The organism is Pantoea coffeiphila (genome assembly GCF_016909495.1).
Lineage (GTDB): Bacteria > Pseudomonadota > Gammaproteobacteria > Enterobacterales > Enterobacteriaceae > Erwinia > Erwinia coffeiphila.
The window spans coordinates 1071527-1091469 of record NZ_JAFBFW010000001.1 but is presented as its reverse complement, the minus strand read 5'-3'; the positions used below and the strand labels follow the sequence as shown (position 1 = coordinate 1091469).

The window sequence follows — 19943 nt, the reverse complement described above, 5'->3', positions numbered from 1 at the left end:
GCGTTAATCAGACGGAATAAGGACCGGGTCAGTAACCCCGTCGCAAATTCGTTCCCCGGCTTAAAATGGGTTATTATCCGCAGCCACTTTCGCTCCGGGTGACCTGATGTCCGAGATTATCGACACCTTTATTGCTCCGCCGTGCCATGACAGCATCGAAACGCTCTATCAGGATCAACATCTGGTGCTGATCGATAAACCCAGCGGGCTGCTGAGCCTGTCGGGGAAAAATCCGCAGAACCTTGATTCGGTTCACCACCGGATGGTTAAAATTTTTCCCGGCTGTACGCTGGTGCATCGCCTGGATTTTGGCACTTCCGGACTGATGGTGATCGCCCGCAATAAGGCCGTCAACGCTGCACTGTGCCAGCAGTTCAGCCAGCGATCGGTGAGCAAGATTTACAGCGCTCTGCTCTGCGGGCATGTGGTCGCTGATGAAGGGCTCATTGATGCGCCTGTTGCCAAAGATCCTGCTCTGTTCCCGCTGATGTCGATATGCGCCGTCAATGGGAAACCTGCACGCTCCCGCTATCGGGTGGTTGAGCGCTTCGAGCGCCAGCTGCCAGATGGAACATTCCTGCCGCTAACGCGGGTTGAGCTGACGCCGGAAACCGGACGCACGCATCAGCTGCGCATCCACTGCCAGCAGCTGGGGCATCCCATTTTAGGCTGCGATCTTTACGGCGGGCTGCGGCTGCCCGGAACAGAGAAGACTACGCGGCTGATGCTGCATGCCAGCGAGCTGCATTTTAACCATCCGGTCAGCGGAGAGCGTATTGAAGCCCGCTGTGAAGCGCCGTTCTGATCTTGCTGAGGCTGATGCTGCGGCGATCGGACACCGCAGCCTGAGATGAGCCGACACGAAAGCCAGCTCATTCTTCGAACCGCATCGCGCGGGTATCACCACATCAGATCGTCCGGCACTTTGAAATCGGCGTACGGATCGTCCTCATCCTGCTCTTCCTGGCTCAACGCGCTGTTTAACACAATGCTGTCGGCATCGCGCTGGGCGATTTTATCGGCAACGACGGCCGGGATAATTGCGTAGGTGCTTTCACCCACGTTATCCACGCCAAGACGTGCAATCGCCAGACGGCCGTTAATCAGCTGGGCCTGAGTCGTTTTATCCACAAAAATTTTCTTAATCAGCGTGCCATCGGTAAAGTTAAAGCCAATATCGCCTTTTGAGATGAGGATGCGGTTCATCTCAATCAGCTGTTTTACCTGCGCTTTGTACTCTTTTGCTAACGAGGCCTGCTTCTGCTGTTCGCTCAGCTGCCTGTCTCGCTCAATCTGCGCCTTCTTGTTTTCTTCCACGGCTTCCCTTGCTTCACGCGCCTGCACCCGCGATTTCTTCGCCGTTCGTTGCACTTTTTCCATCTTTTTGCTGCTCACTAAGCCAGCTTTGAGCATCTGCTCTTGTAAGGTGAGTTTTGACATCTTCGCTTCTGAATCCGTTGAATGATGCCAGAGATTATACCTGGTTTTTTTACGGCTGTACCAGGGGTAGCGGCCCGGCTGGTGGAGAGCATTATGATCGGCCCCGCTGTGATCCAGCTATGTCGTTTTGGCGCAGCGCTATTTTGATGAGTAATCACGTTATAAAACAGCGTTAAATTAACGAGGTTACTGGAATGAGCTTCCAGCTAATTCATTATTTACCGTATGGATTTAACATCATACCGATATATACAATATGGCGTGGCTGTTATCTTTTAAAAACTCGAGGTATTGGATGTCGTACAGGAATGGAAACTATTGCGCCTTTTACGTTGCGGAACCTTTTCAGGAAGGGAATTTAGATGCTCATGGAGCAAAAGATTTTGTGTATTACAACATGCTCCGTATGTGGGAAGGGAAAGATGATACGTTCCCCTTTATTGACTCGCATGATAAAACCTATAACGTCAGGGATGGCAGCGATTGGGAAAAAACGCTCAAGCCGCGCCTGCATCAGCGGCTGAGACATTCAAAAAACATCGTACTTTTTTTAAGCTCGCAAACCAAATCTTCCCGCGCTCTGGCAGAAGAAATTGACTATGGTATAAACGATCGGGGGCTGCCGGTTATTATTATTTATCCAGACTATGATACTGCACAGAGTTTGCTGGAAAATAATAATCTTAAACAGTCGATAAAAGATCTTTGGGAAAAACTTCCTGTGCTCAGAGACTCAATGTCATCCGTACCGACGCTTCACGTTCCGCTGAATAAGGATTTGATCACGCGCGCGCTTAACGATGAGGGTTTTACCGTTAATGGTAAGGTTGATTCCGGAGCGTATCGTTATACGTCTTAACTCAGGGAGCGAGCAGAGATGTTAAAGGTTAAACTGTTTGATAAGAAGGTCAGGGATGAGTTTTTTAAATATGCCTCAGGTATTACCGGTGCCATCACCGCTTACGTCCTCTTCTGGGATATTCCCGATGAATATAAAACGCTCGCTGGCATTATATGTATCCTTCTTTTGCTCGGCATCTACGCGTTTGTATGGCGTCGGGCGAATAAATTAACTTCCATCGATTTAACCGTTGACGGAACGACGGTGACGATTAAGGCTGGCGATATTTTTAGCCAGCCGGGTCTGAAAGCCATCGCGTTCAACGAATACTTTGATACACAGGTCGATGAGAAGATCATTGCCAGCCGCAGCCTTAACGGCATTTTCATCAATAAACACCTTAACCGCGACCTGGCGGAGCTTGATGAACATATCGCTAACTATCGCTTCGAACGGGAAGATATGATTAGCGTTAAAGAAGAGCGAGTGAGCGGGAAGAAACAGAGTTACCAACTGGGGACAATTTGCGTCTGGCAAGATTATCTGCTGACGGCATTTGCCCGTTTCAGTGAGCATAATGAAGCGCGTTTAACAATGGCAGAATACCTGACGTTTTTGATTAACTTCTGGGATCGCGTTAATCGCGTCTATGCCATGGAGAGTGTTTCCGTGCCCATTTTCGGTTCCGGAATAACCCGAATAAAGGAGCACAGGGGAATTAGCGATGAAGAGCTGCTGAAGATTATGCTGTGGACATTCCGCGTGAGTGAGATGCGCTTTGCCTATCCTGCAAAGCTCACCATTGTTATCCATCAGGATAAAATAAAAAAAATTAATCTCTTCGAGCTTAAGTCATCTAAAAATGGGCTATGAATTTTTTTCATATAATCAGCCTGGCCGTATTTATTAAGTTCATTTTCAAGCATTCGGATAGGGGTTGAAGCGGATTCTTTATTATCGCGGCTTCACTTTCCCGAAATTTCACATAACGCTCAACACAACAGAGGAGTGAGCTTTTATGGTCTATCGTACAAAAACCTATCTGGCCGGGGAATGGGATGGCGACAGTGATGCCATTGAGCAGCTGCATACATGGAATGAAAATAATTACTGGAGTTTGTCTTTCACCGATGCGCATAGCTTAACCCAGGCCAGGGACAGCAGCCTGAATTGCAGCATCAAGGCTTCTTTAGCTACCCGGCTTAATGCGTCAAAAACATTCGTACTGATTGTGGGTAGTAATACCAAAGATGCCAGAAGCGGCGGCTGTCGATATTGCGCGAGCTACAACAGTCTGTGGGAGTATTGCGACAGGGGGCGGGCGGTAGACCATCGTAGCTATATTACCTACGAGTGCGAAAAAGCGGTTAAAGATAAACTGAAAATTGTGGTGCTTTACAACGCCGCGTCCGTCAATAAAGCTAAATGCCCGGACGCCGTAAAATACGCCGGTACCCATGTAGCCATGTGCTACAAAGAAGATGGGAAATATTACTGGGATTATCAGGCGGTGAAGGCGGCGTTAGGTGCCTGAGTGCAGTTCCTCCCGATCTTCTGCCTGTTTTTGCAGGTAGGAGATCGTGAAAGCGACATCCACCAGTGACCACTCAGCATTTCATCATATCAGCGGGAAATGTTTTTCAGGCTAAAATAGTTTCCTCTTTCTACATCAGTCCTATTCACATTATTTCCTCTCTGCAACAAATGGCCCTCCGGGGTGCCCCTGTGTTTCATGCTCTGCGAGCAGCATCCTGATTTGAATCTGTTTTTCGATACAGATCGTAAGGCTTTGAATGCCATACATGTTATTCACCGAAATATCTGAATGCATCTTCAGTTTTGCCGTAATGGCAGATGAGTTCCTCACTCCTTCGTATCATAATCACCTTTATAGCTTTACACCTATATAGTATTCAGCCTATATTGTTCAGGAGGTCCCGTGTGGACGATTAAAACAACGGACAGGTTTGATCGCTGGTTTACCTCGCTCGATGATACCGATAGAGCCTGCGTGCTAGCAGCACTATTGGTCCTGCGGGAAAAAGGACCGGGTTTGTCCAGACCTTATGCCGATACGCTTAAAGGCTCCCGCTACAGTAACATGAAGGAGTTGCGCATTCAGAGCCGGGGTAATCCTATACGGGCATTTTTCGCTTTTGACCCAGCCCGCACAGGCATTGTGCTTTGTGCTGGCAATAAGGTTGGCAGTGAAAAGCGTTTTTACGAAGAAATGCTCCCTGTTGCTGACTGGGAATTCACGAACTGGTTGAACACATTACAAAAGGAGTAACGCGATGGGCAGAACGCTGGAGCAGCTTATTGCGGATGAAAAACCTGAAGTCGTGGCCAAAGCTCAGGCGATGGCGACGGACATCCTGCTCAACATTCACCTCGCCGAACTGCGTGAGAAAGTGCAGAAAACTCAGGTGGAAATGGCGCAGGCGCTGGGCATCAAACAACCGACCATTGCAGGGATGGAAAAACCGGGGCGCGACCTCAAGCTTTCCACGCTTAAACGCTATGTTGAAGCCACCGGCGGTAAACTTCGCCTGGATATTGAACTGCCTGATGGTTCTCACTACGGATTTGTACTGTAATTCGTAAGTGGCATGAAAAACAAAAAGCCCGCTTAAGTTTCCTTAAGCGGGCTTCTCTAAATATGGCTCCTCTGACTGGGATCGCCTTTGCCAGTAACTGGCTAATAAGTAAGCTAATCCTGAATTCCCTTTCTGTCAAGACCCCCAGAATGACCACCACATCAATGAGTCGACAAATACTTTTGCTAAACCAATCCGTTGTCATGCATGTCACTTTACAGATAGTAAGCAAATGCTGTTAAACTTTACACTAAACCTTCGGATTGACAGCCCAGTTTTGCACTGGCAGGGGAATATTTAAGTGTGCGGTTGCATGCAGTTTCCGGGATGCTGACGGCTTCTTTCACCTTATATTATTTTAATTGTACTTTTTTATAAAATCTGAGATCTTTCAAAGAGTTTATGAATTATGTGATCTATCATTGGGTTGTAGCGATATGAGGGCATTACATTGTAAACTGTCGGGGACAGGGGGGCTCGTTCTCGCACTACTTGTACGTACACTTACAAAAGAATTCTAAAGAAGCGAACAGGATTTTAGCATATGGCGAATGCAAGGATTAAATACCATGCTAATGAACACAGTATTCTGTATGCGGAAACAGGAGGCTGTTGCCCGCTTTGCACATCACCGATGATGTTCAAGAAGGCAAGTTCTAGGCACCCCAGCATAGGTTATGAAATTGCTCATATTTATCCTTTGAATCCAAATAAAACCCAAGAGAAGTCTCTGGAAGGATATATAGTCCCTGATGATATTAATTCACTTGATAATGTAATTCTCTTATGCCCGAGCTGCCACACAAAGTATAACAAGGATTTTAAAGTAGAAGAATACCTTAAACTTCTTCAAATTAAAAATGGCTATCTAAGTGAGACAAAAGCAAGACTGACTGCATCTCAACATGTTCTTCAAGGTGAGGTTTGTGAAATATTGGATCTTATTGTGCGTGTTGATGGAAATTTTGGCGATTTGTCTGAGACTAAACTAGATGTCAGTTCACTTAATGGTAAACTCAAAAGTGATATAAGTCCTTTGCAGAAAAGAGAAATTCAGTCAAATGTTATTGATTTTTTTGTGCCCATTAGAAATCATATTCGTCTTATTGAGCAGATAGATCAAGCGGCAATACGAATATTGCAAAACCAGATAAACTCTTACTATTTAGTAATAGATAAGCAAAATCCTAGAAACAAAGATTTAGTTTTCAACTATGTTTCACAATGGATATGCCTAAAGTCTGGAAGATCTCTAATTGCATCTAAAATCCTTACCTCTTTTTTTATCCAAAATTGTGAGGTCTTCGATGCTGATTCCAACTAAATTTACTACTCTTGAAGAATCGACCATCTTTAAGATGCGTGTCATTTTAAATACGAAAGTAAATGATGAAAAGTTATCGGAATTATTGGCTAGAACATCTGGGGATTTTCAAGATGCCTCGGAATTTTTACATGCTTTAGATATACTCTATGTTCTTGGTTTGATTGATGTTGATGCTTCGATGGAAATGATAAATTATGTTAAGTAAAATAACCTGCCCGCTTTTCAATCATGGCGAAATATCTTTTACTCATGGCTTGAATGTAATCCTTGGTGATGATGATGCTAAAAATTCAATTGGAAAATCCTCTGCTTTAATGGTAATTGATTTTGCCATGGGAGGGACGTCTCTTATGGATGATAAAGCTGGTGTTATCAAATCATTAGGGCATCACTCATACAACTTTGAATTTATTTTCAATAATATTAGCTATTTTTTCAAACGCTCAACTGATGAATCGAATATAGTTCATATCTGCAATATAAACTATGAAATAATTAATAATATTAGTATAGATGAATATACTGCTAAGCTCAAAGAACTCTATTATTTAGATCACCTAGTAAGCAGTTTTCGTTCATTAGTTAGCCCTTTTAGTCGAATATGGAATAAAGGTGCTTTAGATCCTGAGCAACCATTTTCTGGAGATGCAAAAGAGTCAGCAGGAAAGGCTATAGGACGGCTCATCGATCTTTTTGAACACATGACTGATATCGCTGAAGAGAAATCTGTTTTAGACGCACATAATGAAAGGAAAAAGCTAATATCCAAGTCTATGAATGCAGAAATTATCCCCAAAATCAATAGGGCTCAATACAAGACCAACCAGAAAATAATTACGGGTAACACGAATACTATTGAAGCGTTAAAAAGGGGATTTACTGGTGCGTTAAGTGCTTATGAGGCTCTTTTTGACGAGGAACTGCGTAAACTTCAGCAGCAGAAAAATGAGTTTTCTAGCCAAAAGAAAGATGTGCTTATAAAAATAGACCGAATTAAGCGAGACCTCTTAGGTGTGACACCGAGATTAACTGCTAATATTGCTCTTGTTAAGGAGTTTTTTCCTAATGTAGATGCTAAAAGACTCGAGCAGGTTGAATCTTTTCATCAAAATATTAGCAAAATGGTACAAAGGGAGCTTAAGAGGGATCTTGAATTGTATTCTGAACGTTTATCAAATTTCAATGTAGAGATCGATAGTTTAGACAACAAAATACGATTAGGCTTGGCATCAAAAGGGACCCCTGATGATATGTTTACGCGAGTATTCGAGTTAAAAGAACTTGCGGACAAAGCTGCTGAAGAGAATAACTTCTACGACAAAAAAAAAGCAATTGAGAAAGAAGCGTTGTTATCTAAAGAACGCTTGGAAGCGATATACGTGGACATTTTTCTCAGTATTGAAGCTGTAATGAATATAAAATTAAAAAACTTTAATAATGTGGTATACGGACCAAGCAGAAATGCCTCTCAGCTGAGAATAAAAAACGCAAATTCATACAACTTCATCTCGCCGGAAGATACTGGAACTGGAAAGTCGTATGCCGGTTTAGTTGGATTTGATCTTGCTATGCTTTCACTGACTCACCTCCCATTCATCATCCATGACTCAGTAATTTACAAGAATATTGAGGTGCCTGCTACAAGGAACATCATTCGAATTCTAGCATCAGTTAAACGTAAGCAAATATTCCTTTCATTTGATGAGGCCACAAAATTCGGTGCCAAAGTAGAACGATTATTGCGTGTTCATACCGTTCTTAAGTTAAGCGATGACGATCTTCTCTATAATAAAGACTGGAGAAAACAACAGTAACTAAGGTACTTATCCGGGGGAACAAAACCATGCATGAACTAGTGAAAGACAGATTAATCATGTTTTTAACTGATAAGGTCAAGTTTAGCCCTGCTTTATCTAAAGTACAGGGCCTTAATTTTAACCCTCATATATTAATGTGCTTTTAATTCATCTTTAGCTAAAGAATCATAGAGGATCTTAGTCAAAGGAGACTCAAGGTAATCATCACTTAATAATTTTATAAAATGTTTTTGAGACTCTTTGGTTTTTATAATTAATTTCCCTCCATCCTCACTCACAATCAATACTGTAGAAAGATAGATGTGATGACTGACATAATCGATGATTACTGGAACATCAATTTTCCCTAGAACAGGTGAATGTTTGGATATTTTAGCAAGCTTTCTTGAAAAAGAGATTTCTTTAGAGCTTTTTTCAAGATGAGAAATATCCTCAATCAATAAAGATGACCTCAAAGATTCTAAGGCGACAGCAGCCTGAGCTTCAATAACTTGATGGAATTGCATCGTAATTTCGAGCGTTTTTTGGTTTTTTATCAAAAATTCATCGTCTAAGAGTGCTAAGTCGTAATTGTAATCCAACCTAAATACTTGATTTGGTAATTCTTTTAAATAACCATCTGCATCAGGTATCAAGTTGAATAGTTTACGACTTTGTTCAAAAACAGTAAGATTGGTTTTGTTTTTATATAAAGATAAGCATTTATTGTTTCCACGTAACTGAATTATTATTCCCTTAACATCAGTAAATTTATTATTTAAATCATAATAATTTTGTGAATTCGGTGGGATAGCTGTGGCGCTTTTAATAAATTCGAATTCTTTAGGTTGTTTTTCATAATCAAATTTAAACAAAGCGTTCTTTCTGTCATCAAAGTTTGATAAGAGAGGAATGGTCAAATCGTCATTCTCTAAGATATCCTCTGATAGTTTTCTTTTAAATCCATCAAGAATTTTCGGCATGGCTGCTGCATCAATTTTCGATAATTTTAAAGAATATCCATCTTCAATTCTAACAATGAAAATTATTCTAATACCAGTAAATTTATTGAATATATCATGAATTTCTTGTTTAAAAATCTCAGGAGTCATTGTTTTTTCCTTGCTATAAAAACATAGTCATCTAAAAAACTGTAGAAGACTTGATCATTGACTTCTAGGGTGTCAGTTGATATTGCGATGATATTTTTAACTTCATTACTTCCTATGTGGGAAATATTAACCCTGTACAGTTTATATCCAAATAGAGCTAGGGTAGGGTTTGCATAATATTTGTCCGTTTTTATGAAAATCAAACCAATAACTATTACTAACAAGAGGTAAGCAATGTTTTTCTGAATGTCATCAAAACTAAAACCCATAAATGGAACTATATATGTGGCTAAAAAGGTTAAGCTTTCATAGTTTTCACTTTGACAGGATGTTATTGTGACGGCGTCAGCATTGTTAATTTTGATTAACGAGCGAAACCTGTTGTAGAAATAGAATGAGAATCCAATTAAAAAGAAGCATATTATTGGTATTACATTAGTTATGGCTAATCTATAAAAACCTATGAATTCACATGAGTCACCATAACATAACGGGATTTTTGCACTTAAGAGGATAATAAAAACGAACAGCAACATTAAGGATAGTATATACAACCCTATCTTATTAAATGTCCCCTTGATTTTCATTTCACACCCCCGGTTCATAGCATAATAGTTAAAAATGTCTAAATAGAATATAAAAATCATACAACAGCATACTGTTTTTTTATACAGTTATTGGAGATTATTCTCATCCTACCGCTGCGGAGCAAGGGGCGCTACGTCCAGCTATACAGCGTCAGATTTTTCTCCCACGTGCTTTCCGTTCCCCGTATCAGCTTCCGGTTAATCGTTTCCCAACACAACCTGTCCCGCAAGGGTAAATGGCACGCATGCTGCGCCCTTGCGGGCCAGAACGCTGCCGAGAAAGCGAACCGTCAGGCGATACGAAGACGAAAATCACACCACTGACGGAGAAAAAACATGACCATTTCCCTGCATACCCAGACTAGCGCCCCTAACACCGCAGCGGCGACCAGCGTATCCCCGCTGGAGCAGTCAGGCTCCTCAAAAACGAAATTTTCTCAAACCAGAACAGATATTTATCAGACTGTCACCAACAGCATCATTGCAGCGCTTGAAGCCGGTGTAAAACCGTGGTCTTGTCCGTGGCAAAGAGTATCCGGTATGTCTGGCTTGCCTTCTAACTTCGCAACCGGTATTGCGTATAGTGGAATGAATATCATGCTGCTGTGGTGCAGTGCATCAGAACAGGGCTTAGGTGATTCACGCTGGATGACCTTCAAACAAGCACAGGCAGTAGGTGGGCAGGTTCGCAAAGGCGAGCACGGCACGACAGCCATTTTCTATACAACCTTAGAGAAGGAAAACAAGGCCGGGGAAATCGACCATATCCCGATGCTGAAAACCTTCAATGTGTTCAATGTTGAACAAATTGATGGCCTTCCACTGACAACTGAAAGAGTCAGCTCGGAAGCAACCTTTGACCCGTTGCCGGAGGCTGAAAATCTGTTCCAAAAGAGCGGCGCAAACATCATTGAGAAAGGACAAAACGCCTTTTTCAGATCTTCAACCGATGAAGTCTGGCTACCGGATCGCCATCTGTTTTCAGATGCAGCTAATTTCTATGCTACCGGCCTGCATGAACTGGTTCACTGGAGTGGTGGTAAAAAACGACTTAACCGTGAAATGAAAGGGAAGTTTGGAAGTGCGGATTATGCGGAGGAAGAATTGGTAGCGGAGCTGGGAAGTGCTTTTCTGATGGCGGATCTGGGGATTGATGGAGAGGTACAGCATGAAAGCTATATTGCTTCCTGGCTGAAAGCGCTGAAAGCGCTGAAAAACGACAAACGCTATATTTTCAAAGCTGCAAGTGGGGCATCAAAAGCGCATCGTTATTTAATGGATAAAGCCTGAGGGCAGGAGCAAGAAGCCGCAAAGGAATGTGACTTTAACATAATATGGTAGTGGGTGGAGTAGCGGTGGTGTTAGGGGGGTATAATTCCACTGCGAATTTTCCTGGCACCGGATGCCAGGAAAATTCGCAGGCTGCGGGGCGGGCGGCAAAGAGCCCGTCAACCCTTTAAATGTATAGGCTCCGACTTGATCCGGCTGTGCTCTTTGTTAGAAAACGATTCAACCTGACAGTCGACAACGAACGAACAGCGGACATTGTCTGAACAGGGAGGTAAGCTCTAAAATTGAGTGACACAATTTGCAGGAATACTTATAGCATCCCTAACCTGTAGCGTAGGCAAAACTGCACCGGTCTTAGTCCTCCTTTATACCTCTGGCCTTTACATAAATCACCATGCCGTATATGTTTATCAAGCCAATAGCTTTCATATGATAGTAAAATGTTTAGGTAGTCGTTCAATTGCCTAGACCTTCAGAATTTTACTGAGCAGCGGCCAAATTAGCGCCGTTGCGTGCAGGGATGACCCGCTATGATCGAATCAATTAGTCTCTCCAATATCGCTACCTACCGTCCTGACAAATCAGAAGTTATTAATCTCAAAAAGATTAATTTCATTTATGGAGCAAATGGAGCGGGCAAGACCACAATCAGTCGACTTATTGAGAAACCTAGCCTCTCAACAGACTCTAGTATTACCTGGCTCAGAAATATGCCAGTGCCAGCAATGATCTATAACAACGACTTCATCACTGCCAACTTCTCAGAATCCAAAGAGTTTCAGGGAGTATTTACACTCGGCAAGGCCGAGAAAGTTCAGCTCGACCGCCTCAAAGATCTTAAAGATGAAAGAAAGCGCCATGAACAGTTGAGGGCCAAGTTAATCATCTCTCTTGATGGTGAAGATGGAAAACCTGGAAAGCATGCTGAGTTGATTTCTTTGGAAGCAAAGTTGGTTGGCCGATGCTGGGAACAGAAAGTGAAGCATGATGAATATTTCAAGGGGGCATTTACTGGTTCAAGGAATAATAAGGAAGCATTCAAAGCAAGGGTTCTTCAAGAACATGAGAATAACAAATCCAACTTAGTTGATTTGGTTGATCTCAAGGCTAGAACGGCAGTTTTATATGGTGACCAACCCTCGAAAATAGATCTTGTTTCGACCTTGGATTTATCACGGTTGATAGCATTCGAGAAAAGCCCGATTCTGGTTAAAAAGGTGGTAGGCAAAGACGATGTTAGTATATCCACGATTATTCAGCGGTTAGGTAATAGCGACTGGGTTAGGCAGGGTATGAGATTTCTGGAGCATACGGATGAACAATGTCCGTTCTGTCAGCAGACTCTGTCCCACGACTTCGAGAAGGAACTTACTGACTACTTCGATGAGACTTTTGAGGCGGATTCGAAGGCGGTCTCTGCCCTGCGTAATGATTATTTTCAAATTGCTGAGGATCTTTTGGCTCAGGCACATGTTCTGTTAGCTTTGGATTGCACAGAACTGGACAAGGAAAAACTTAATCCTAAGATTCAAGCACTGGATGCTGTTGTTCTTGTCAATAAAGGGCGGATGGAAAATAAAGTTACCACTCCAAGTGCTGAGGTGTTTCTTGAGGGGCTGGAGGGTATTGAGGCGGATATTGCTGCTATTGTTAATACGGCGAATGCGAAAATAACCGAACAAAATCGCCTAGTTGCAAGCTTCACTGCTGAGCAGCGCAGGCTCACCGGAGAAGTGTGGAAATATATTGTCGATGCCGAGCTAAAGAATACCTTAGCTGATTACACCTCTGAGAAGAATAAGCTACAGAAATCTATTTCGGGCATCGCATTGAGCCGGGATAAAGCCACGGAAGATATTAATGCTACAGACGTAGATATCGATAAGATTGAGACGGAGCTTACCAGTGTAAAGCCTACAGTAATTGCTATAAATAAGATTTTAAAAAATTTTGGATTCCTCAGCTTTTCTCTAGATCCTGCATGTGCGGATAACTCCTATAGAATTATCCGAGCGGATGGGAGAGATGCCAAGCAAACATTGAGCGAGGGCGAGAAGACCTTCGTAACGTTCCTTTATTTCTACCACCTGTTGAGAGGGAGTATTACGACATCCGGTATAACCGCCGATAGGATTGTGGTCATCGATGACCCTGTTTCTAGCCTTGATAGTGATGTGTTGTTTATCGTGAGTAGTTTGATCAAGGAGCTTTTCGCCGAAGTTAGAAAGAGTGGTAGCCATCTTAAACAAGTTGTGGTGCTTACACACAACGTGCATTTCCATAAAGAGGTCACATACGATCAGCGCCGGAAGGCCAATACATCTCTTGCTGATGAGACATTTTGGATTGTCCGCAAACCAAATGAGTATTCGGTAATTGAGTTCCATTCAAGTAATCCAATCAGGAATTCTTATCAATTACTCTGGGCAGAGCTGAAAAGGACACCGGTGCCAGTCCTTACGTTGCAGAATACCATGCGACGGATTTTGGAGAACTATTTCAAGATTTTGGGTGGTGTCGATACGTACCACTTGGTCGACAAGTTTGAGGGTATTGAAAAGACACAATGCCAGTCTTTGATGAGTTGGGTAAACGATGGATCGCATTACGCTCCGGATGAGCTCTACGTGGCCATTAGTGACAATATGGCAGCAAGCTACCTGAGAATTTTCTTCAAGATATTCAAGGCGGCTAAGCATGATGCGCATTACAGAATGATGATGGGCGATTCATATGTTGATCTAGATCCGGAAGAGATTTTAGAGCAGCAGGCGATGACTGATGCTAAAGAAGAGGGGGGCGTTGTATTTAATGATGCCGGTGTAGTAGAGGAATCAGCCCCAGTACCGACTGTACTCAAGTCTGAGATTGCTCTGCCAGGATTCGATCAGGGTATGCCGTTTTAAAGCCTTCCGTTGACGAGCGCATCCATGAAAAAATCCATCGACTAGATCAGGTTCGAAGCATCCGACCGAACGAGCGGAATGATCACTTTCCTTTGATTAAGGATAGCGTTGCAACGACCCGTTAAACTCACAGTATAAAGCGGACAAGCTTACTGAGCTGAAGGTCCGCTGTGAGAGAAAAGCGGACATTTGATTAATGTCAGCAATGACATTTTCTAACTCCACCTAACCCTTGTGAAGTCTGTAAAAAAGCAAGTTGAAAAACTCCGCTGGCGGTAAATCGTATTCGGTTAAAGCCTCCGCTGCCGGAGTTTTACCGAATGGCGCAGCAGGCAAACCGGCGCGTTCTGATCCAGTGCTGACCGCCAGCCCCCTATATCTGGTATGTCTCCTCACTGAGAGAGGCACAACATGTAGCGTTCAGCGCAGCAGCAGGGCGATTCGATAGAATTGGCTTTTTACCGAAAGGAAAGAAAAAACATCAGGGGCGGTCAGGCCGTGAAATGTGAACAACGTCCCTCTGTACAAGAAGCGGATGCTGCTGAAATCATAAAATGTCAGTCGGGCAGGAACAGAGAAATTGCAAGCCGCCCGGTTTTTGATATATTGAAGATGGTTTATGGGCAGATTTTGGGTCGCGTTTCGCGATCAGTGAAAAAAATGTCCGGTAGGATTGCCCTTTCAGGAACTCATTGTCCTGGCGCTTCTTAGGTTCTTGTCAAGTTTGCGTAAGAGTGCCCATAAACCTTTTTAAATGGGGACGTAGAGTGAATAGACTTTTATTATTAAAATCGGCAAAGACAAAGCCGGATTTAGCAAGGATTTTAGGCGTAAAACCTTCTGCATTAACGCATTGCTTATATATCGTTAAGCCCGAAAATCAATACGTGCAATTCGAGATCCCCAAGAGAAACGGGGGTAAAAGATTTATCAGCGCTCCCTCAGGAATGCTAAAAACCCTGCAATCCTCTCTTTCAGATTTATTACTTGACTGCCTGGATGAAATTATCTTTCTGAAGTTCCCCGATTCAGAGATAACGAGGCCAAAAGCAAAAAACTCTCTATTTTTAAAAGTGAAGTGCTCTGGCTCAGAAACAAAACAGCCTTCACTTTCGCATGGATTTGAAAGAAAACGTTCAATTATCACCAACGCAATGATGCACTTAGGAAAAAAACACGTCTTCAATATTGATTTAGAAAACTTCTTCAGTAGTTTCAATTTCGGAAGGGTGAGAGGTTTTTTCATTAAAAACGGAAACTTTTTGCTAGAGCCAGAAATAGCCACTGTGATTGCAAAAATAGCCTGTTATAATAACGAACTGCCTCAGGGCAGCCCGTGCTCACCCGTCATTTCTAATTTAATCACTCATGCTTTAGATATTAAATTAGCGGCGGTCGCCGCAAAGCATTCATGTACGTATACGAGATATGCAGACGATATAACTTTTTCAACCAGGAAGGAAAGTTTACCCTCTTCTATAGCGAAATCAGATAATCATACTTTTGTTGCGGGGAAGGTCATCAGAAATGAGATTGTCCGTTCAGGATTTTCGATTAATGAATCTAAAACGAGGAATCAATACAAAGACTCCCGGCAGGAAGTTACGGGGTTAGTTGTAAATAAAAAACCAAATACTAAAAAAGAATACTGGCGGCTTGTGCGCGCTCAGTGCAATCATCTTTTTAACACGGGCGAGTTTAAAGAGACGATAAATGGCGCTGAGGTGAGTGGCAACATTCACAGGCTCGAAGGGAAACTGACTTTCATTGACCAGGTTGATCATTATAACCGGCTTCGTCAGGGCGAAAAGTTAAATCCTAAGTATCATTTAAAAAAAGACGCCATCAGAAAAAGTAACCCTTCAATCAGGCGTTATTTACATACGTCCAGAGAGACAACATTTAGTAAGTTTCTGTTTTATCGCTGGTTCTATGGTAATACAAAACCTACAATTCTTACTGAAGGTCAGACTGATAACATTTATTTAAAGTCAGCAATATGGAAGCTTGCAGCCAACTTCCCGAAACTGGCAACTGGAAAAAGTGCCACAGAACCTTATAAGGCTTTGACTCGGTTTTTCAAATATAATGAGCGAACCCGATATTTATTAGAGCTTTTTGGTGGTGGTGATTACCTCAGGGATTTTGTAGACAATTACAAAGAATTGTTTAATGCTTACAAAGCACCTAAACCATCGCACCCGGTAATTATATTCGTGGATAATGACTCCGGGCCTAATAATCTGATTAATAAAGTTAAAAGAGTTAAGGGCATTGAAATTTTCCCGGCGGGTGTAGGTTTAGCCGACATCCGTCAGTCTGAGTTTGTTCATATTTTTTGCAATCTTTATCTGGTGCTCACTCCTCAGGGAGCGGGAAGCTCTGAGACTGATATTGAGTATTTCTTTAGTGATGCTGATCGGCTCAGGGAACATAAAGGAAAACGTTTTAATACGGTCGCCGACCGTGACGAGGTTAATGACCTAAGCAAAGAAGCATTTGCGACGCATATTGTTAAGACGCAGAAAGGTATTATTGATTTTTCACGGTTTACTCATCTTTTAGAACGCATTGAAAAAGTGATAGATCACTATAATTCAATAAAGTGATCTCTCTCATAGCAGGTAGATATCAAATCCAGGTACTGGTAAGGTTTTGATTGCCGGTAAATTACGGGTTTTACCGAATACGGTCGAACAGGAAAGTATCAGTCCGCTTCACGCCCTGAGACATTCGACAAGCTCTCTACGGCATTAGTAAGGGCGATTTTCGCGCTTCCAGTGCCAGCAAATATTTCGCTTCGTCATAACGGGTTCTGGTCTTCCAGCAGCGGTAAATAATCCTTATCCATTTGAATGCCAGAGCTCGGATCGCTGATTGATGAGATTTTCCTTTTTCTCGCATCCCCTGATAATACAGCTTGGCCCAGTATGATGAGTTAACCGTCTTGGCAGCCCATTCGACAAAGGTTTGCCTGACGAACTTTGCACACTGCCATCGCCAGTGAACCCAGGATTTCTGGCCACTCCGTTCAGTCACCGGAGCAATACCTGCGTAGTTTTGAATTTCCTCAGCGCTGTTGAAGCGGTCGCGGTTATCACCCAGTGCGGCAAGCATACGTGGGCCCATACACGGCCCCATGCCCGGTAGTGATTTGAACAGCTCTGCATCCAGAAGCGTATCGAATAACGATTCGATTCGTTCGTCGTAGGTTCTGATAAGTTCACCTACAAGTTTGATTTGTGATGCAAGAGCTGTTGCCATTAGCGCGTTCGCCTCGATGACACTTTTATCAGTGGTCAGGGGAATCGCGTTGGCAATGCTTGTAACCCGCTGTTCTGTATACGCAACAGCGGGACCACCTCTTGCGTTCATAAAATGACGGACGGTATCACTCCGGGCACGTTTGAGCTGTTGCAGGCTTGGCCAGCGGATTATGAGCTCACAGAACAATGAACTGTCCCGATGCGAGAACCATTCCAGGGGTTGAGGATAGTACTGCTTAAGCGTGTTAATGATCCGATTAACAAAGCGGCGTTTGTCTTCTACCAGCAGCCTACGCTGCTCGACTAGTTGTAGAAGTAAACGGATATCAGCATTGTCGGGTTCGATGGCTTTAATCTTTTGGGGATAGCGTAGCATCAGATCTAACGCCAACTCGGCATCCTGAGGATCATCCTTCGCACCACTTGGCCAGAAGGTCTGCCGATAGCGGGCCAATGATAACGCGTGTATGGGAAAGACAGTAATAAAGGGGTACTTCTGGAGAGCATATACTACCGGGCCTTTCTTCAGTTCAAGGGCGATAGCGATCCTGCCTTTGACCTTCTGGTGCAACTCATTGAGCCAGGTATCAAGCGCTTCCGGCGTATGGTTAATCACATGGAATGTGCGCTCACCGTTTTTAAACTGAACGCAGACATCGTGCTTTTTATCCGCCCAATCCAGACCAACATGAGCAGCAAACAGATCTATAGCAGTCATCACCAACTCCTTTTAACCGGGGATTGGTATGCATTCCACGCCCTTCGAGAGAAATATAGTCAGCAGTTTATCTGCATGCCCTGAGTATTCGTTAGCGAACGTGGAGCACTTACTGGCTCGAAAGCAAAGCGGCAATCATCAGATCACATGATTCTGGCACAATATTCGTAACCAGTAAGCGCATACCCTGAATCACTTAAAAGTGTAACCCTCAGGGTTAGAATGACTATATTTGGCACACAGCAGACAAGCACGTGGCGCTGAAGGTCTGCTGAGAGCGAAGAGCGGAAGCCCGCATAGCGTAAACAGGCGTCCGATATTTTGAAGTGTGCAGATTACTTAACCCGCTTCCCCGTTTCGTCAATGACCTTCTCGCCATCCTCTTTGGTAAACGCTCCTTTCTGACCTTCCGGTAGAATATCCAACACTATTTCTGAAGGGCGGCAAAGACGAGTGCCAAGCGGCGTAACGACTACCGGCCGATTAATCAGGATCGGATGTTGAAGCATGAAATCAATCAACTGCTCATCACTAAATTTCTCTTCATCAAGACCCAGGTTTTCATAAGGCTCAACATTCTTACGCAGTAATGCACGCACCGTAATTCCCATATCTGAAATAAGTTTAATCAGCTCATCACGGGTCGGTGGTGTATCGAGATAATAAATTATCGTCGGTTCGTTGCCGCTGTTACGGATCATCTCCAGCGTGTTGCGTGAAGTGCCGCAGGCAGGGTTGTGATAGATGGTAATGTTGGTCATATCTGTATCTCATTACAAAGTGATGGAGAGCCGCAACGCCAGCGCGGCCAGAGTGACAAACAGCACGGGCAGAGTCATGATAATGCCGGTGCGGAAGTAATATCCCCAGGTAATCGTTATATTTCTCTGGGCAAGCACATGCAGCCACAACAGGGTCGCCAGACTGCCTATTGGCGTGATTTTGGGGCCTAAATCGCAACCAATCACGTTGGCGTAAATCATCGCTTCCTTGATGACGCCGGACGCCGTGCTTCCGTCAATCGACAGTGCTCCAACAAGAACGGTTGGCATATTGTTCATGACTGATGACAGGAATGCAGTCAGGAAACCCGTGCCAAACGTTGCCGCCAGCAGTCCCTTATCCGCCAGCATATTCAGAACCCCGGAAAGATACTCCGTTAAGCCAGCATTGCGCAGGCCGTAGACCACCAGGTACATACCCAGTGAGAACACAACGATCTGCCACGGCGCACCGCGCAGCACTTTTCCGGTATTAATGGCATGACCTTTTTTCGCAACGGCGAACAGCACTGCTGCGCCGACGGCTGCAATAGCGCTGACGGGGATCCCCAGAGGCTCAAGCACAAAGAACCCGGCAAGCAACAGAACCAGAACAACCCAACCGGCTTTGAAGGTTGCGGGATCTTTAATCGCACTGGCAGGTGCTTTCAGTAGAGTGACGTTGTAGGTTGCAGGAATATCCCGGCGGAAAAACAAATGCAGCATACCCAGAGTGGCGGCGATGGCAGCAATATCAATGGGAAGCATGACGGATGCGTATTCCGTAAAGCCAAGCCGGAAGAAGTCAGCAGAGACGATGTTCACCAGGTTCGACACGATAAGCGGTAGGCTGGCGGTATCGGCAATAAACCCGGCGGCCATGACAAAGGCCAGCGTTGTCTGTTTGCTGAACCCCAGCGCGAGCAACATGGCGATGACGATGGGGGTCAGGATAAGCGCAGCCCCATCGTTAGCAAACAGTGCCGCTACAGCTGCACCCAACAGGACAATCCAGGTAAACAATAGACGACCACGTCCGTTGCCCCAACGGGAGACATGCAGCGCAGCCCATTCGAAAAAACCCGACTCATCGAGCAGCAGGCTGATGATAATTACCGCGATAAAGGTCGCGGTTGCGTTCCAGACGATATTCCAGACCACCGGAATATCACCCATATGGATAACACCAAATACCAAGGCCAGCGCAGCACCAATGCAGGCGCTCCAGCCAATACTGAGTCCCCCGGGTTGCCAGATAACCAGGATCAGTGTCAGTAAAAATATACTCCCTGCCAGTAACAT

Annotated in this window: 18 protein-coding genes; 12 read left to right on the top strand and 6 right to left on the bottom strand. The window is 44.0% G+C overall.

Annotated features, from left to right (window positions below):
- Positions 1-106 precede the first annotated feature (106 nt).
- Complete coding sequence (locus JOE09_RS05085) at positions 107-805, top strand: RluA family pseudouridine synthase (RefSeq protein ID WP_205064967.1); 699 nt, start codon at positions 107-109, stop codon at positions 803-805.
- Positions 806-900: 95 nt separating this feature from the next.
- Here JOE09_RS05085 and JOE09_RS05080 read toward each other — a convergent pair whose 3' ends face one another.
- Positions 901-1440: a DUF2058 domain-containing protein gene (locus JOE09_RS05080; protein WP_205064966.1), complete on the bottom strand. Its 540-nt coding sequence runs from the start codon at positions 1438-1440 to the stop codon at positions 901-903.
- A gap of 295 nt (positions 1441-1735) precedes the next feature.
- On the opposite strand from JOE09_RS05080, the gene JOE09_RS05075 reads away from it, so the two are divergent.
- From JOE09_RS05075 to JOE09_RS05040, 8 genes are all read left to right on the top strand, one after another.
- Entirely contained in the window at positions 1736-2299 is a 564-nt protein-coding gene (locus JOE09_RS05075) for a TIR domain-containing protein (protein ID WP_205064965.1), read from the top strand.
- 18 nt (positions 2300-2317) lie between these two features.
- Positions 2318-3154, top strand: a complete 837-nt coding sequence (locus JOE09_RS05070) for a macro domain-containing protein (protein WP_205064964.1) — start codon at positions 2318-2320, stop codon at positions 3152-3154.
- A 145-nt stretch (positions 3155-3299) separates the two neighbouring features.
- A complete protein-coding gene (locus JOE09_RS05065) occupies positions 3300-3815 on the top strand; it encodes a TIR domain-containing protein (protein WP_205064963.1) in 516 nt (171 codons plus the stop codon).
- Positions 3816-4220: 405 nt separating this feature from the next.
- Positions 4221-4571 carry a type II toxin-antitoxin system RelE/ParE family toxin gene (locus JOE09_RS05060; RefSeq protein ID WP_205064962.1) on the top strand — a complete coding sequence of 117 codons (351 nt, stop codon included), beginning with the start codon at positions 4221-4223 and terminating at the stop codon, positions 4569-4571.
- 4 nt (positions 4572-4575) lie between these two features.
- Positions 4576-4878, top strand: coding sequence for a helix-turn-helix domain-containing protein (locus tag JOE09_RS05055; protein ID WP_105592619.1), 303 nt, complete (start codon positions 4576-4578; stop codon positions 4876-4878).
- 544 nt (positions 4879-5422) lie between these two features.
- Positions 5423-6202: an ABC-three component system protein gene (locus JOE09_RS05050; protein ID WP_205064961.1), complete on the top strand. Its 780-nt coding sequence runs from the start codon at positions 5423-5425 to the stop codon at positions 6200-6202.
- The gene (locus JOE09_RS05045) at positions 6186-6410 is read left to right on the top strand and encodes an ABC-three component system middle component 7 (protein WP_072440315.1); all 225 of its coding nucleotides are present in this window, start codon (positions 6186-6188) and stop codon (positions 6408-6410) included. The genes JOE09_RS05050 and JOE09_RS05045 overlap by 17 nt, the downstream gene beginning before the upstream one ends.
- Positions 6400-8019 (top strand): DUF2326 domain-containing protein, encoded by a 1620-nt coding sequence (locus JOE09_RS05040; RefSeq protein ID WP_087050408.1) that lies wholly within the window; start codon positions 6400-6402, stop codon positions 8017-8019. Before JOE09_RS05045 ends, JOE09_RS05040 begins: the two co-directional genes overlap by 11 nt.
- 134 nt (positions 8020-8153) lie before the next feature.
- Here the strand turns inward: JOE09_RS05040 and kwaB are convergent, their stop codons facing one another.
- The gene (gene kwaB / locus JOE09_RS05035) at positions 8154-9113 is read right to left on the bottom strand and encodes an anti-phage protein KwaB (RefSeq protein WP_087050409.1); all 960 of its coding nucleotides are present in this window, start codon (positions 9111-9113) and stop codon (positions 8154-8156) included.
- Positions 9110-9649, bottom strand: coding sequence for an anti-phage protein KwaA (gene kwaA / locus JOE09_RS26365; protein WP_420830618.1), 540 nt, complete (start codon positions 9647-9649; stop codon positions 9110-9112). Before kwaA ends, kwaB begins: the two co-directional genes overlap by 4 nt.
- Before the next feature lie 387 nt (positions 9650-10036).
- On the opposite strand from kwaA, the gene JOE09_RS05030 reads away from it, so the two are divergent.
- From JOE09_RS05030 to JOE09_RS05020, 3 genes are all read left to right on the top strand, one after another.
- A complete protein-coding gene (locus JOE09_RS05030; RefSeq protein ID WP_087050411.1) occupies positions 10037-10990 on the top strand; it encodes an ArdC family protein in 954 nt (317 codons plus the stop codon).
- A gap of 530 nt (positions 10991-11520) precedes the next feature.
- Positions 11521-13896, top strand: coding sequence for an AAA family ATPase (locus JOE09_RS05025; protein ID WP_087050412.1), 2376 nt, complete (start codon positions 11521-11523; stop codon positions 13894-13896).
- Positions 13897-14663: 767 nt separating this feature from the next.
- Complete coding sequence (locus JOE09_RS05020; protein WP_087050413.1) at positions 14664-16505, top strand: retron Ec67 family RNA-directed DNA polymerase/endonuclease; 1842 nt, start codon at positions 14664-14666, stop codon at positions 16503-16505.
- Positions 16506-16641: 136 nt separating this feature from the next.
- Here JOE09_RS05020 and JOE09_RS05015 read toward each other — a convergent pair whose 3' ends face one another.
- The 3 genes from JOE09_RS05015 to arsB form a co-directional block, all read right to left on the bottom strand.
- Entirely contained in the window at positions 16642-17880 is a 1239-nt protein-coding gene (locus JOE09_RS05015) for an IS110 family RNA-guided transposase (protein ID WP_087050414.1), read from the bottom strand.
- A gap of 335 nt (positions 17881-18215) precedes the next feature.
- Positions 18216-18641 carry a glutaredoxin-dependent arsenate reductase gene (arsC, locus tag JOE09_RS05010; protein ID WP_017491600.1) on the bottom strand — a complete coding sequence of 142 codons (426 nt, stop codon included), beginning with the start codon at positions 18639-18641 and terminating at the stop codon, positions 18216-18218.
- A gap of 12 nt (positions 18642-18653) precedes the next feature.
- Positions 18654-19943 (bottom strand): arsenite efflux transporter membrane subunit ArsB, encoded by a 1290-nt coding sequence (arsB, locus tag JOE09_RS05005; protein ID WP_087050415.1) that lies wholly within the window; start codon positions 19941-19943, stop codon positions 18654-18656.

Coding starts and splice junctions, on each gene's coding strand:
- JOE09_RS05070 (WP_205064964.1), top strand. CDS start 2,318: ATGTTAAAGGTTAAACTGTTTGATAAGAAGGTCAGGGATGAGTTTTTT.
- arsC (WP_017491600.1), bottom strand. CDS start 18,641: ATGACCAACATTACCATCTATCACAACCCTGCCTGCGGCACTTCACGC.
- JOE09_RS05085 (WP_205064967.1), top strand. CDS start 107: ATGTCCGAGATTATCGACACCTTTATTGCTCCGCCGTGCCATGACAGC.
- JOE09_RS05055 (WP_105592619.1), top strand. CDS start 4,576: ATGGGCAGAACGCTGGAGCAGCTTATTGCGGATGAAAAACCTGAAGTC.
- JOE09_RS05050 (WP_205064961.1), top strand. CDS start 5,423: ATGGCGAATGCAAGGATTAAATACCATGCTAATGAACACAGTATTCTG.
- arsB (WP_087050415.1), bottom strand. CDS start 19,943: ATGTTACTGGCAGGGAGTATATTTTTACTGACACTGATCCTGGTTATC.
- JOE09_RS05080 (WP_205064966.1), bottom strand. CDS start 1,440: ATGTCAAAACTCACCTTACAAGAGCAGATGCTCAAAGCTGGCTTAGTG.
- JOE09_RS05040 (WP_087050408.1), top strand. CDS start 6,400: ATGTTAAGTAAAATAACCTGCCCGCTTTTCAATCATGGCGAAATATCT.
- JOE09_RS05075 (WP_205064965.1), top strand. CDS start 1,736: ATGTCGTACAGGAATGGAAACTATTGCGCCTTTTACGTTGCGGAACCT.
- JOE09_RS05045 (WP_072440315.1), top strand. CDS start 6,186: ATGCTGATTCCAACTAAATTTACTACTCTTGAAGAATCGACCATCTTT.
- JOE09_RS05015 (WP_087050414.1), bottom strand. CDS start 17,880: ATGACTGCTATAGATCTGTTTGCTGCTCATGTTGGTCTGGATTGGGCG.
- JOE09_RS05065 (WP_205064963.1), top strand. CDS start 3,300: ATGGTCTATCGTACAAAAACCTATCTGGCCGGGGAATGGGATGGCGAC.
- JOE09_RS05025 (WP_087050412.1), top strand. CDS start 11,521: ATGATCGAATCAATTAGTCTCTCCAATATCGCTACCTACCGTCCTGAC.
- kwaA (WP_420830618.1), bottom strand. CDS start 9,649: ATGTTGCTGTTCGTTTTTATTATCCTCTTAAGTGCAAAAATCCCGTTA.
- kwaB (WP_087050409.1), bottom strand. CDS start 9,113: ATGACTCCTGAGATTTTTAAACAAGAAATTCATGATATATTCAATAAA.
- JOE09_RS05030 (WP_087050411.1), top strand. CDS start 10,037: ATGACCATTTCCCTGCATACCCAGACTAGCGCCCCTAACACCGCAGCG.